The organism is Dermatophilus congolensis (assembly GCF_900447215.1).
In the GTDB taxonomy this organism is placed as follows: domain Bacteria; phylum Actinomycetota; class Actinomycetes; order Actinomycetales; family Dermatophilaceae; genus Dermatophilus; species Dermatophilus congolensis_A.
This window is the reverse complement of record NZ_UFYA01000001.1, coordinates 711,497-726,449: the sequence shown is the minus strand read 5'-3', so window position 1 is coordinate 726,449 and position 14,953 is coordinate 711,497. Positions and strand designations below refer to the sequence as shown.

Annotated in this window: 12 protein-coding genes; all 12 read right to left on the bottom strand. The window is 58.9% G+C overall.

The features are described from left to right. Nucleotides 1-168: 168 nt before the first annotated feature. The 12 genes from hpf to DXZ77_RS03030 all read right to left on the bottom strand — a co-directional run bounded on the left by hpf (nucleotide 169) and on the right by DXZ77_RS03030 (nucleotide 14,952). Nucleotides 169-810 carry a ribosome hibernation-promoting factor, HPF/YfiA family gene (hpf, locus tag DXZ77_RS03085; protein ID WP_115029842.1) on the bottom strand — a complete coding sequence of 214 codons (642 nt, stop codon included), beginning with the start codon at nucleotides 808-810 and terminating at the stop codon, nucleotides 169-171. A 299-nt stretch (nucleotides 811-1,109) separates the two neighbouring features. Next, nucleotides 1,110-1,895, bottom strand: coding sequence for a ComF family protein (locus DXZ77_RS03080; RefSeq protein ID WP_147279173.1), 786 nt, complete (start codon nucleotides 1,893-1,895; stop codon nucleotides 1,110-1,112). A 33-nt stretch (nucleotides 1,896-1,928) separates the two neighbouring features. After that, nucleotides 1,929-3,686 (bottom strand): LpqB family beta-propeller domain-containing protein, encoded by a 1,758-nt coding sequence (locus DXZ77_RS03075; RefSeq protein WP_147279172.1) that lies wholly within the window; start codon nucleotides 3,684-3,686, stop codon nucleotides 1,929-1,931. Then, complete coding sequence (mtrB, locus tag DXZ77_RS03070) at nucleotides 3,683-5,482, bottom strand: MtrAB system histidine kinase MtrB (RefSeq protein ID WP_147279171.1); 1,800 nt, start codon at nucleotides 5,480-5,482, stop codon at nucleotides 3,683-3,685. Before mtrB ends, DXZ77_RS03075 begins: the two co-directional genes overlap by 4 nt. A gap of 19 nt (nucleotides 5,483-5,501) precedes the next feature. Continuing rightward, on the bottom strand, nucleotides 5,502-6,179 hold the full coding sequence (gene mtrA, locus DXZ77_RS03065) for an MtrAB system response regulator MtrA (protein WP_028327925.1): 678 nt from the start codon (nucleotides 6,177-6,179) through the stop codon (nucleotides 5,502-5,504). A gap of 221 nt (nucleotides 6,180-6,400) precedes the next feature. Further along, the gene (ahcY, locus tag DXZ77_RS03060; protein ID WP_115029835.1) at nucleotides 6,401-7,852 is read right to left on the bottom strand and encodes an adenosylhomocysteinase; all 1,452 of its coding nucleotides are present in this window, start codon (nucleotides 7,850-7,852) and stop codon (nucleotides 6,401-6,403) included. 246 nt (nucleotides 7,853-8,098) lie between these two features. After that, nucleotides 8,099-8,770, bottom strand: a complete 672-nt coding sequence (locus tag DXZ77_RS03055) for a class F sortase (protein ID WP_115029833.1) — start codon at nucleotides 8,768-8,770, stop codon at nucleotides 8,099-8,101. Between the two features lie 8 nt (nucleotides 8,771-8,778). Next, nucleotides 8,779-10,179, bottom strand: a complete 1,401-nt coding sequence (locus DXZ77_RS11670; protein WP_147279170.1) for an Ig-like domain-containing protein — start codon at nucleotides 10,177-10,179, stop codon at nucleotides 8,779-8,781. 307 nt (nucleotides 10,180-10,486) lie between these two features. Further along, a complete protein-coding gene (locus DXZ77_RS03045; RefSeq protein WP_115029829.1) occupies nucleotides 10,487-11,866 on the bottom strand; it encodes a mycothione reductase in 1,380 nt (459 codons plus the stop codon). Nucleotides 11,867-11,908: 42 nt separating this feature from the next. After that, the gene (locus tag DXZ77_RS03040; RefSeq protein ID WP_115029827.1) at nucleotides 11,909-13,087 is read right to left on the bottom strand and encodes an SIS domain-containing protein; all 1,179 of its coding nucleotides are present in this window, start codon (nucleotides 13,085-13,087) and stop codon (nucleotides 11,909-11,911) included. A 120-nt stretch (nucleotides 13,088-13,207) separates the two neighbouring features. Next, nucleotides 13,208-13,411: a Trm112 family protein gene (locus DXZ77_RS03035; protein ID WP_028327935.1), complete on the bottom strand. Its 204-nt coding sequence runs from the start codon at nucleotides 13,409-13,411 to the stop codon at nucleotides 13,208-13,210. A 125-nt stretch (nucleotides 13,412-13,536) separates the two neighbouring features. Beyond that, nucleotides 13,537-14,952, bottom strand: a complete 1,416-nt coding sequence (locus DXZ77_RS03030) for a phosphomannomutase/phosphoglucomutase (protein ID WP_115032477.1) — start codon at nucleotides 14,950-14,952, stop codon at nucleotides 13,537-13,539. Between the last annotated feature and the right edge of the window lies 1 nt (nucleotide 14,953).

Below are 14,953 nucleotides of genomic sequence, written 5' to 3'. Positions count from 1 at the left end.
CCGACCTCATCGCGGCGCGCCCACACGGATAACCAAACCCGGGCTCACACAGGATATGACGCTTCAGACACAGTGCAGGGCTGCCGCAACACACCACGACAGCCCCACACACTCACAACCACCACGGCAACACCAAAAACATCGATGCCGCGGGGTCAAAACAAGCAACTACTGCGCGACATCCTCCGCCTCAGAAACTTCCAAACGGATCACGCCGTAATCCCAACCACGACGCCGATACACCACGCACGGACTATCCGAATCCTTGTCATGGAAGAGGTAAAAATCGTGCCCCACCAGCTCCATCTCATAAAGAGCCTGATCCAAAGTCATCGGCGAGGAAGCATGCACCTTCTCACGCACCTGCACCGGCGAATCACCCGTCACACCAAGCTTGGCCTCCAACGGATTGACCTCATCGCCGCCACCTGAAGAACCACCCTGCGGCATAGCCTCCACCACATCAAGATCAGCCGTCGCCGTCGCTAAATCCGGCCCACGGTGCCGACGCACCTTCTTCTTCGAATTCGCCCGACGCAACCGCTCAGACAATTTCGCAAGAACAAGATCCAATGCCGAATACGGATCGTCAGCAAAAGCCTCAGCACGAAGAACCGGCCCCTTGGCAATGCACGTAATCTCCACACGCACACTGCCCTTCGGAGCATTCCGCGACGTCTCATGCCCCACAATGACCTCAACACGCTGCGCCCTAGGCGCCAAGTGCTCAATCTTCTCTATCTTCTCCTCCAGCACGGAGCGAAAACGATCAGACACCTGGACGTGACGTGCAGTGACGGTGAGTTCCATCAGTTCCTCCTGGAAGCGCTGTCCCGAACGGCCCGAACCGGACTACGGGGCTGAGATGGGCCCTGGGAAAACAGGCAATCCACACCGGGCCCGGAAATCAACTCGCTAACGCGAGTGAGGCATCACCTCTTTCAATGCGCGACAACGCGCAAAACATCGGATCCCGGCGACCACCCAATGGGGTGAACACCCGATAAAAGAACGGTAGAGGAAACTCTGACCAGGAGGAAGGAACCCGGCATATTTGTCAGCCAACTTGCATCCACCACTCAGCCAACACCCCCAACCAGTGACCCACATCACACCCCAGAACCCCCCGGAGTCGCCGCAACCACCGCGCCCACCACCCGAAGCGCACCACACCTCCTCAACACCCGCTGCGCCTCACCCAACGTCGCCCCCGTCGTACACACGTCATCCACCAACACCGCCAACCCCCAAGAACCCACCTCACCACCCCAACGCTCCACCACACCCATCGACCCCCACACATTCACTACCCTGCCCAACCGCCCCAAACCACGCTGATCTCGCACCCGCCGCGCCCACCGCAATGCCTCAACCGCACCCACCTGAAAAGACAACACACCCGAACCCAACGCAACATCAACCAACTCAAACAACGGCACATCACCACGCCGACGCCGCGCCGAAGGACGCGAAGGAACCGGCACCACCACAACCGGACCATCCAGCGGCCCACCCCGCAACACCTCCACTCCCACAGCCGCCTCAACCGCACGTGCCAACCCCACCCCCAACACACTCCCCACATCCCGACGCCCACCGTCCTTAAACGCCACCACAGCAGCAGCAACCGGCCCAACAAACTCCGCAGCAGACCACACCACCAACTCCTCACCCAACCCCACCACCGAAAACGGCTCCGCATCCGGCAACGCCCCCACATCTGCACACTGCGCACACCACGACTGCCCATGCCGCCCACACCCAGCACACACCACCGGCCACACCAACTCACACAGCGCCAGCACCGCCGCCACACATCCACGCCACCAACGCACACACCAATCCATCCCCACAGCCTCAACCACCCCACCCACCCCAAAGCGGGTTATCCCCACCACCGAACCACCACCACGGTTGCGGACAACGCCCTAGCGAGCAGGAACCAACAAATCCGAAGCCGTACCAATCCGCTGCCACCGACTGCCAACCTTACGCAACACCTGATTGGCCTGATCCACCCCCACCAAACCACGCTCACCACCCATCGAAATCAACCTCGAAATACCAGCCACACCCGAATACTCCTGTGTCACCCCCGCCAACGGCGCCACCAAAGGCACCAACGGCTGCCCCGCATTACGCGACCCCACAAACGCCAACGTACTGTCATTCACCCACATCACCGACGTTGCATCCACCACATCCTGCGCAACCGCCAACGGCTCAGGCAAAGCTGAAGGCACCCCCGAAGGCGACACCACCCCAGAAACATCCACATGCATCACCCCAGCAGCATCCTTACTCAACACCACCACCCGATGCCCCTCTGGAGAAGGCCGCACATCAATCACCCGCCGATCACGCAACCATGGCGCTGAAACCCGCACCGGACGCGGCTCAGAAACCGCACCCGCATCCCCCACCCGATGGAAGACCCACACCGCCCCCTCACTCTTGGCATCCTGGCCCCCCAACCACACATGCCCCATCACGTCATAAGCCGGCGCGCTCATCCCCGACCCCGGACTCTGCACCGACGCACGCTGCCCATCCACCCAGCGCACTAACGCAGTACCCGACTCATTAGTAGCCATCACATCACGCAGGTCCAAAGAAATCGCCGCACGCGACCACTCCTCCGGAACCTTCGGCAACGCAGGCAACGCCGCCTTACCCACCTCTGCAGGAAAAGACGCCGAGGACAACGGAGTCAACACATCACCCACACGACGAACCACCACCGGAGAACGCGCAGGCGCCCCCGAAAAGCCCACATCCCCCACCCGCTCAGGCAACGAACCCAAACCCATCACTTCCAGCGGCCGCCCTTCCGCTGTCATCGCCACCCGATCAACAGTCCCTGCCTGCCGCATCGTCCGCAACGTCTGCGCCCACGCCGTATGACGTTCAGAGGAATTCATCGCCAAGGCCCGACCAGTCAAATCCATCGTGGCCACACCATTACCCACCGGAACCGCATCCACAGCCAACGTAGTCCCCGAAGGAAAACCACTACGCACCGCACCAGCCAAATGCGAAGGAACAGGCCCCAACAACGCCCGCGCCAACGACGTCGTCAACCCAGGCCCCACCGCAAAACGACGCCAATCCGGCACCAACGTGCTCCCCACCGTCGAGCCATACGACACCTGAAACGGACGATACGTCGAATCGAAATAAAACTCCGAGAGCCACAAACCGAACCCCTTGGGCAATGAAGAAATCCGCCACTCACCATCAACCTTGGCCAGCGAAATCTCCACCTGCCGCGTCGTCCCAGCCGTTGAAGCATGAAAACGACCGTCCGAATCCAACACCCCTATCTCAACAACCGTCACCGTCACCGAGCTACCGTCTTTCGACTTCACGGTCTGCGGCCGCATACCCGTCGGATGCACCACCACCGAATCAGGTGACCACTTTTCAGAGACACCCTTAGTCAGATACGCCCGAGCCGCCCGATAATCATCATCAGCCGACCACTGCGCCGCAAAAAAACCCCGAACAATCTCCTCCTGAGACGCCCCTGCCCGCGGAGCCTCAAACTGCAACTTGATCGGCGGCGGCGGCCGATCCTGCACCGCCAACCCCTGTTCCACCTTCCCTGAACTCGGCAAACCACACGCCGCCACCAACGACAACGAGACCACCACCCCCGCAACACCCAACCAGCGCCGCGACCTCACACCTGCCCCTGAGAATCTGAATCCACCGGAACAACCGTGGCCCCCGGCACCACCCCATCAACAACAGGCAACGTCCCCGTATCGTGATGACTCACCACGCCCTCACCATCAGCCAACGGAATAGGCGGCTCACTAATCGAGACCGTCTCATCCTTAGGCACAATCAACCTGAACCTACTGCCCTCCCCAGGAACACCCCACGCCTGCAACAAACCCCGATGCAAACGCGCATCCTCCAAAGCAATCGCCAGCCCAAGACCCGTGCCACCGGTCGTACGCGTCCGAGCCGGATCCGCACGCCAAAAACGGTTAAACACCAACGAAGACTGCCCCGGCTCCAAACCAATCCCATGGTCACGAACCGCAACAGCTACAGCCTCCTCGTTCGCGCCTACCTCAATCTGCACCGGCTCACCCTGCCCATGCTCCAACGCATTCACCAAAAGATTGCGCAGAATCCGCTCAATACGACGCGGGTCGATCTCAGCCACGAACGGCCCCGGCGTCAACTCAACCACCGTGACCTCACTACCCTTGGTCTCAGCCAACGTGGTCGCTGCCGAAATCACCCGCTGAACTACAGCCACCACATCATGCTTGTCCGTCTCCAACACCACCGACCCAGCATCATGACGGCTAATCTCCAACAACCCCGACAACATCTCATCAAACCGCTCCACCTCACCGTGCAACAGCTCAGCAGAGCGCCGACTCGTAGGCGAATACGCATCCCGATCCGCAAAAAGCATCTCGCTAGCCATCTGAATAGTCGTCAACGGCGTCCGCAACTCATGGCTCACATCTGAAACAAACCGCTGCTGAACCTGCGACAGCTCCTCCAACCGACGAATCTGGCTCTGCAAATTATCAGCCATCCGGTTAAACGCCCCCGAAAGCCGCGCCAGATCATCCTCACCGCGCAACTGCATCCGCTCATCCAACCGACCGTTAGCCAGCCGCTCCGCCACCTGGGCAGCTTCACGCACAGGATCCACCACCAACCGCGTCACAGCCAACGACACCAAAGCAATCAGCCCTGTCAGCAGCACACCACCCAACAAATACGTACGCAGCATTAAATCCATCGTCGAGGCTTCACGTTCCATCGGATACACGAAATACAACTCATGCGCATCCGAATCTGGAATCTGGATCTGCTGCCCCACAACCACCGCCTGAGCTTCAGACCCGTCATGCCCCCGCACCGGCACAATCTGCACCTGTTGGTGCCCTGGATCCTCCACTACCGCCTCACGCAACGCCTGCGGCAACACCTCCGGACCAAAAGCCGTCCACATCGTCGGGATACTGCCCGGCGACTTCTTCGGCCCGTGCGTCAAAATCACCTCACGAGCCTGATCAGGAGCCTGCGACGTTTGCTGCTGCATCAAGTCATACGTCAACTGCCGGATCGACTCAGCATCCGAACGATCCGTGGCATCCAAATTTCTCTGCACACCCGAAGCCCGATAAGCAGCGTCCTCTTTCGAAGCCTCCACTTTGCCCTCTACCAGCGCCGCCGCCGTTCGGCTATACGAAAACGACTGCAACAACACAGTGATCACGGCCCCCAAAACAACCGTGATCACAACGGTGCGGAACTGAAGACTTGTCCGCCACCGCTTAGCAAGCTCTGCCCGAGCGTTCCTCCACCCCGACTTCACGCGCTGCTTCCAGCCACGATGTTCCTGCACCTGAGAAACAGGACTCGAAACACCCAACGCCTCTTCACCGCCGGGAGAAACAACCTCCCCCACCTCGACGGAGGCCACCCCATCCATCGGTGCAGACCTCACGACGTCACCTGGCATCTGCTCAGTTCGTCCCCGCCTTGTACCCCACGCCACGCACCGTCACCACAATCTTCGGGTGCTCCGGATCATCTTCAATCTTGCCCCGCAGTCGCTGCACGTGAACATTCACCAACCGCGCATCTCCGGCATGCCGATAACCCCACACCTGCTCCAACAACACATCCCGGCTAAACGCCTGCCACGGCTTACGCGCCAGCGCCACCAACAAATCAAACTCCAGCGGCGTCAACTGAACGACCTGACCATTCTTTGTTACCGAGTGACCAGCAACATCGATAACCACATCACCAATCCGCAACGTCTCAGGATTGGTATCCGTACCGCGACGCAGCCGCGCCCGCACACGAGCAGTCAACTCCTGCGGCTTAAACGGCTTAACGACATAATCATCTGCACCAGATTCCAGACCCACCACGACATCAATCGTGTCCGAGCGCGCAGACAACATCACGATTGGCACTCCAGACTCGGCCCGAAGCTGTTTAGCCACCTCGATGCCATCCATCCCCGGCATCATGACGTCCAACAACACCAGATCCGGCTTCAGCTCACGCGCCGCTTTCAACCCTGAAACACCATCAGGGCAATGGGTCACATGAAAACCCTCGTTCTGCAGCACCAACCCAAGCATTTCAGCTAGCGCAAGATCGTCATCCACGACCAGGACGTGAGCTTTCACAAGACCTCCTCAGAAACGACACAAGCGCACATGCCACTTGCCAAAACCGCGGGTCCTGCACCACATAGGACACACACCCCACCGGCTCTCACAACGCCGCCATGCTACCCGCAGCCCGAAAATCACTGCGCCAGGCGCGCACACTTCCACCCCGCTACGGGTGATCCGTGCGTCCTTGATCGTGGACGCACGGATCACCCGTAGGCAGAATCTACCGACAATCAGTAACGGTAGTTGTCCGGCTTGTACGGACCAGCGATATCAACACCGATGTAGTCAGCCTGAGACTTGGTCAGCTCCGTCAGTTCAACACCCAGCGCAGCCAAGTGTGCGCGTGCAACTTTCTCGTCAAGGTGCTTGGGCAGCACGTAGACGTCGTTGCTGTACTCCTGCGGCTTGGTGAACAGCTCAATCTGCGCGATGGTCTGGTCAGCGAAAGAGTTGCTCATCACAAAGCTGGGGTGCCCCGTAGCGTTACCCAGGTTCAGCAGACGGCCCTCAGACAGGATGATGATCGAACGCTCACCACGCTCACCATCAGCGGGGAAGGTCCATTCGTGCACCTGCGGCTTGATCTCGGTGCGCTTGACACCAGGCACCTTGGCCAGGCCAGCCATGTCGATCTCGTTGTCAAAGTGGCCGATGTTGCCCACGATGGCCTTGTCCTTCATCTTGACCATGTCTTCGGCCATGATGATGTCTTTGTTACCCGTTGTGGTGACGAAGATGTCGATCTGGTCAACGACGTCCTTCAACCGTGCAACCTGGTAGCCGTCCATCGCGGCCTGCAGCGCACAGATCGGGTCAATCTCGGTAACGATGACGCGGGCGCCCTGTCCACGTAGCGACTCAGCACAGCCCTTACCGACGTCTCCGTAGCCACACACCAAAGCGGTCTTACCGCCGATGAGGACGTCAGTGGCGCGGTTGATGCCGTCAATGAGGGAGTGGCGGCATCCGTACTTGTTGTCGAACTTGCTCTTGGTGACCGCGTCATTGACGTTCATGGCCGGGAAGAGCAGCTCGCCGTTGCGGGCCAATTCGTACAGGCGGTGCACACCCGTCGTGGTTTCTTCAGTGACACCCTTGATCTGCTTAGCGATCTCGGTCCACTTGTTCGGGTTCTGCTCCATGGTGCGACGCACCAAAGCTTTAAACACGGTGAACTCTTCAGAGTCTTCCTCAGTGGTGGGGGGAACACCGCCAGCCAGCTCCCACTCGCGTCCCTTGTGTACGAGCATGGTGGCGTCACCACCATCGTCAAGGATCATGTTCGCCCCGGAGCCCTCAGGCCAGGTGAAGATTGCTTCAGCGCAGTCCCAGTACTCCTCGAGGGTTTCACCCTTCCAGGCAAAGACGGGCACACCCTGAGGGTTCTCAGGGGTTCCGTTCGGGCCGACGACAACAGCAGCAGCAGCCTCGTCCTGGGTCGAGAAAATGTTGCACGAAGCCCAGCGCACCTGGGCCCCCAGAGCTGTCAAAGTTTCAATGAGCACAGCTGTCTGAACAGTCATGTGCAACGAACCAGCGATACGGGCGCCCTTCAAAGGCTGCTGCTCGGCATACTCTTCACGCAGCGACATCAGACCGGGCATCTCGGCCTCCGCCAGACGCAACTGGTGACGGCCAGCAGCCGCCAGGTTGATGTCCCGAATCTTGTAGTCGAACGTCATGAATTCCTCTTTCGTTGATAAACGCAATTGGTGCACAGACGCCGATGGGTGCGGCCTTTATGGCCGGTCACGGTCGACGGATACGCGCCCGCAAAAGCAGACACGATCAATAAGCTCGGGGGGCTCCCCTGCAAGACGAACCGCGTTCCACGCGGCTTCACAGGCCGAACACACGCCGACCTCCACAAAACATCCTACCCGCGTCCGCACAATAAGGTCGCTGGGGTTTTCCCTAGAACCAACACATCAGCGCTTTAGGGCAGCGGGGACAGCCGTCACAAGAATATTGTCGCGATAACTCCAGCGCCCCTCACGGCGTTGGACCGGCCCCCCGCAGGTGACAAGAATCAGACGACGCGGACCGCTAGCCTGCCACGAAGGCAAATGGTCTTTCGCACGAACAATCAAAGAAGCCGCGGTCCAAAACTTTACTCGCCCAACAGCATCACTCGTATACACCTCAGCTCCCGGCTCGATACGCGAAAGCTGATGCAACGCACCCAAATCACCCCTGACATCAACATGCCCAGCAAGAAGAGTGTCTCCCTGATCCGCTCCCAGTGACGCACCGGCACCCCAGCGCCCAACCACTTTCACATCACCAGGAACGACGAGCTCTCTTGCGCGCACAGGCGCATCCACTATCGGCGCATCCACACCCAGCGAGGGAATGACAACCCGCGACGGAGAAATCCTTAAGAGCCGACGTACCCCAGCTGCTCGTGCATCGTGGCGCACAGCAGTAAGACGACGAGCATCTTCAACCTTGAGAGAAAACGTACGGGCAGGCAGCGGCGCCGCATCCGGAGGAGAACCTTTCAGGCCTCCCCAAAGCAACAAAACCCCCGTTACCGCACCGCTAGCCACAAGAAAATTACGTATCCGCCCCATCCCTACATCAGGGAGCTTCGCGCGCATCTTCTTAATCAGATACGCCGACGTCGCACCATCGAACGCAACGCCGCTGCCAACACACCAACTGAGCTAACGACCAGCACTCCACCTGCAGCCAGCATCGGCACATTCGGACCATCGCCAGGCTGCCCCGTCTCAATACGTGAAGGCGAAGCATCCGCATACGAAACCCCACGATTAACAACTGAAACCACCGCTGGTTTTGAGGTGGACGAGCTAGGCGATGAAGGAGTCACTGAAGCCTGTGGATTCTGGATAGGCTTCACAGGAGCACCCGTTATCGGGGTTGTTGAAGGCGTCGAAGGACGCTCTTGCGGGTTGGGGGCAATAGGTGTCACCGTCACCGCGGGTGGGGTAGGTGGAACCGTGACCGTCACAGCAGGCGGGATCGCTGGGTTGGTGATAGTTACCGAAGGAACCGCAGCTGGCGTGCCCGCCCCTTCCCCCGTGGCTTCAACCAGCAGGGTGTCGCTCACACGGAGCGGGGCGGTGTCCCACACGCTGACGTAGCCACTGTTCTGATAGGCATTCAAAGCCCGATCCGTTACTCGCGAACCACCCATCAGCATCAAGACACGGCCAAACAAACTCGCATCCGGAGTCACAACTGCGCTAGCCGACTTCTCATCACAGGACTTCGAATACAGATTTACCGGCACCCACCTGGCTTCTTTGAGACCCCCCGCCTCATTCGCTGACCCAGACCACAATGTCAACGACGAACAATCAATAGCTTGCCCTGGACCAGCCTCATCAACAATCCGATACGAAGCTGTCACCATCCCACGCGGCACTCTAGGGCCAGTGATCCCCCATTGAATTCTGCCTCGTTTATCTTCCCCAACACTCTTCCAGGTCTGCCACTTAGTCGCCAACTCTGAATAGTCATTTTTAGCAGGCGGAGCGACGGCAACAATCTCATCCTGATGAGAAAAAGCAACACCATTTACAAGAAAAACAAGTTCACTACTACTTCCAGGCTGAATAGAACGTGATAAACGCACACCGAAACGCACCGTTCCATGCACGCCCACATACTCATCAGCAAACTCTGTCATTGTGAAATTGACAGTTTGGCCATGAACTTCATAATGCGCCACCACTGCACCATCAGGGGCCTTCACATCCCGATGAACATCATCAAGAACATCCGCTACCAGCATGGTCGGCAACGTAAGCGTGAACGTATCGCCACGCCGCGCCCCATCCGGAACCGCCCAGTCCACAACAACCGTGACGTCACTGCCAGGGGAAGCAGAAGATTCCACAACTTCAACCCGCTTAACCGCATCATCAATTACAGCCGCATACGCAGCACCCTGAAATACAACAGAAGCAGCAAAAACACTCGCACCCGCAGCCCCCGCAAGGAGAGAAAACGGAAAGCGAGAAGACAGAGCCCGCGAAACCATGAGTGGCCTTTCTTATCGAAGATGCACACAATGCCACTCGAGCATTGAACGCAAACCAGTGACAACGGCCACCACGTGCTAAACAGCCCCGTGCATTAGCGAAGGGGGATGAGGAGACCCGTCACGCCCGGATCCCCGAGGCCGGCCACATTCACAACTCCCCCACCGGCTTTCACTCCCAGGCAATTCAACTATCTCACTATTCTTAACCGTTTAAAACGCGACACTACTCCCAAAATACTCAAAAAATTAATCACCCGAATTGAACAAGCGATCAAATCGGGTGATTAATTGAAGTTTCTATCTGCTACTTATCAAACTCCAACCCCAATAGCGCATTCTCCACAACCTCAGCCAACGCCGGATGAATCCAATACTGATCACGCGCCACACGCCGCGCATCCAACCCCAACGACATCGCCATCACAACCGGCTGAATCAACGTAGACGAATGCGGTCCCATACTGTGCGCACCCAAAATCCGACCAGAGGCCGGATCCGCAAGCACCTTGAAAAACGACTCAGAATCCTCCAAAGCCCACCCATACGCCGTATCACCAAACGACTGCACCTTCGACACATACCGAACCCCAGCCGAACGCAACTCATCCTCAGAAGCCCCCACCGACGCCACCTGCGGGTCAGAAAAAACCGCCGCCGGAACCACCTCATGCGGCATCGACCGCAAATCCTGCGGATGCGTGAGGTTATGCGCCACCGCCCTCGCCTCCGCATTAGCCACATGCTTCAACTGGAAAGGCGAAGAAATATCCCCCAACGCCCACACACCTTCAGCACTAGTACGCCCAAACTCATCCACCCGCACCCGACCATCTGAACGCAACTCCACACCACCAGCAGCAGCATCCAAATCTTCCGAATTCGGAACCCTGCCCGTAGCAACCAACAACATGTCGCCAGCAACTTCACCACCACCATCCAACGTCAACACCACCCCACCAGCAGACGTCGAACGCGCAGCAACCACATCCACCCCTGCATGCACCTTCCACCGCGCCTTAACCAACTCAGTGAAACGCTGCGACAACTCCTCATCAAACGCACGCAACATCCGCGGACCACGAATCACCACATCCACCTGCACACCCAAAGCAGAGAAGACATGCGCAAACTCGGCAGCAATAACCCCACCACCCATAATCACAATCCGAGAAGGCAACTCATCAATGCGCATCACCGAATCCGAAGTCTGGAAAGGCACCCCCGAATCAGCGATCACTGACGGAACTCGAGGACGAGCCCCCGCAGCAATCACCACCTGATCAGCAGTGAACTCACTAGAACCACCCTCATTCAGCTCCACCCGCAGACGACGGTCACCCACAAACCGCGCGCTACCCAAAAACGCAGTCGTGTTCTCACCCTCTACCCGATACCTCCGGCCACTCTCCTCAATCGGATCAATCCGACCAAAAACCCGATCCCGGATATCCCGCCACCGCACACCATCCACACGCGCATCCACCCCATAGCGCGCAGCTGACCGAGCTGTTCCCGCGACCTCCGCCGCATAAACAAACATCTTCGTAGGGATACACCCCACATTCAGACACGTCCCACCAAACAGGTGACGCTCCACCACAGCCACCTTCGCATCCGCGAAGTCGTCCGTGACAAGGCTGTTACCCGAACCAGCACCAATGATCGCAAGGTCGAAATCTGCCATTGCACCAGACTAGGCGCGAGAACACCACAGAACAGCACCCAATCAGCGACCCGTGAAATCCCTCAACACCGACACATGACGCGACAACGACGGATCCGCCCCCATACCCAACGCAAGATACGTAGCTGCAAAATCCGTCAACGCCATCTGCCCAGCAAGACGCGCCACCGCTGGCCCAGGCTCAGCAAAAACCTCATGCACAGACACGCCAGCCTGCTGCGCAGTCTCCACAATCCCATCCACCAACGCCAACCGTTGCGCCTCATCAGGAGTAGAAGCCGGCCGATTCGGCTCCCGCAACATCAACAACCCCAACCGCGGCTGGGCCGGGCCATCCAAATACGGATCAGCAAAAATGTCATCCGCCGCACTCACGCCCACCCCCTGGCCCCCACCAGCAGTGAAAGGCCCATCAAACGTAGCCACCACCTGCGAAGCCATATCTGGGATCTCCCCAAAAGTGGTTGGAATCCGCGCAGTTCGCGAAAACATTGACGCTGCCCGCTGCGCAGCAACCCCGTTCAACGGGCTATCCCCCAACACAGTTGGCACACACTCGGACAACCCCAACGCCAACGACTTCGCCGGATTAACAAACGACTCCGAACTCGGACGAGCAGACTCAGCCACCTCATCCAAACGCGCAATCGCGGCATCCAAATCACTATCTGGAACCGACACCAACCCAAGCCGATGAGCCCCCATCAACACAGGAGTCAACAACGACCATAACGACGTACGCGACGAAACCCGACCAAGACCAATCCCCACATGCACGCCACGGGCCTGCCTAGTCACCGCCTCCAACGGTGAATCAACAGCACCCACCGTCAACAACGACGCACCCCGACGCGCAGCTTCCGCAGCCAACGCCAACGCCCCCGGCGACCGCCCAGACAACGACACCGCAACCACCAAATCCAAAGCCCCAACCCACCCCGGCAACGGCACATTCCGGCGCGCCGTCACAGGAACCGGAGAAGCCGGCTCAGCCAACATCTCCAACACCGCAGCCACCGCAGCAGACACACCCACCGACGCAACCAACACCGACCGTGGACGATCCCACGACCGCAGCCGCTCCACACCCGCCTCATCAGCAAGAAAACGCGCCTCGCGCACCTGCGCCCCCGCGCTGGCCAAAGCACGCAAAGTCCCAGCCCGATCCTGCTGTGCCAACCACCCCGCATCATCGAGACAACCCTCATCGATATACGGCATGCCACCTCCCGAACTCAGTTCGCACCAACACCACAACACTCACACAACGCCGAATACACGACAGCGTCGCGCATCCCCGCAGCGGACACGCGACGCCCCGAAAAACCAACCAGAAAGAGGTCAGTCCATGAAACGAGCCTCTTCCGGAATGAGGACAGGAACGCCACCCTCAACACGGTAAGCACGACGACGCCCCTGCGCGTCGGCATCCTTCGCCTGCAGCTCAGGCTGCCCATCAGGCCCAGTGCCGTCAACCAACTCACTCTGCGTCACAGGGCAACGCAAAATCTCGCGCAGCCAAGGCTCGATACCGGTGGTGCTCATTCTCTATCTCCTTGAATCTCGTTCCCCAACGAGGAACGGTAGCTGTAGCCCGGGCTCTGGGCGCACGGACAACGCGTTCCCTGATCCTGCCAGATCTGTGTGCAGCCTGCCGGTACGGCACAGCCTCACGCACGCACGATCCCGAGAACCTCATCCCGGATTTTCTCCATCGTTGCCACATCCGCAGCTTCAACATTCAGCCGCAACAACGGCTCCGTATTACTCGGGCGCAGGTTAAACCACCACATAGGCGCTTCCGTGCTCGTGCTCTCCACCGTAATGCCATCCAAGCGGTCAATCATCACCGGACGCTCCTGCGCCCACTCACACACCCGCTGCACAGCATCCTCAACCGAAGACACCGTGGAATTGATCTCACCAGAGGGCACATACCGAACGTACGGCTCAACCATCGCCGACAATGGCTCACTCTGCGACCCCAACGCAGCCAACACATGCAACGCCGACAGCATGCCCGTGTCCGCGAACCAGAAATCCCGGTAGTAATAGTGCGCTGAATGCTCCCCACCAAACACCGCATCGTGCTCAGCCATCTGCGCCTTAATAAACGAATGCCCCACCCGAGTGCGCAACCCCTTCGCGCCAGCCTCGCTGACCACCTCACGAACAACATGCGACGAAATCACGTTGTACACGACAGTGATATCCGAAGGATCAACACCCCGCGCGACCTCTTTAGCAATCTCCCGATCCGCCACCAAAGCAGTGATCACCGACGCCGAAACCGGATCGCCCTTCTCATCCACCACAAAACACCGATCCGCGTCCCCATCAAACGCCAACCCCACATCGGCTCGATGCTCCACCACAGCTTTTTGCAGATCCACCAAGTTTTTCGGATCTAGCGGATTGGCCTCATGGTTCGGGAACGTCCCGTCCAACTCGAAATACAACGGAACAACATCCAAAGGCAGCCCCTCCAACACTGCCGGAACAGTGAATCCCCCCATGCCGTTACCCGCATCCACCACCACCTTCAGATGACGAATATCACCCAAAGGAACAAGATCACGAACGCACCGGGCGTAGTCCTCCACCGTCTCCCGTGTACCAATCGCCCCCGGAGCAATCCCCTCCGGAGCCAACGGGCTCACCCCGTCCACAATTCGCTGCGCAACCTCAGTAATCCGCGCCAACCCCGTGTCCTGCCCCACCGGACGGGCACCAGAACGGCACAACTTAATCCCGTTGTACTCCGCCGGATTATGGCTAGCTGTGAACATCGCCCCCGGCAACCCCATCGACCCGCTCGCAAAATACAAACCGTCGGTGGAGCACAGGCCAATAATCACCACATCCAGGCCCTGAGCTGCCACGCCCTCAGCAAAAGCCTGACTCAACTCAGGCGACGACGGGCGCATATCATGCCCAACAACTACAGAAGAAGCCCCGTCCGGACGTGCTACCACCTGCGCGAAAGCAGAACCGATTGCCCGCGCAACCCCGGCATCCAACTGAGAGGGCACCAAACCGCGGACGTCATATGCCTTGATGAAATCGGAAAGATTACGGGAGCTCACG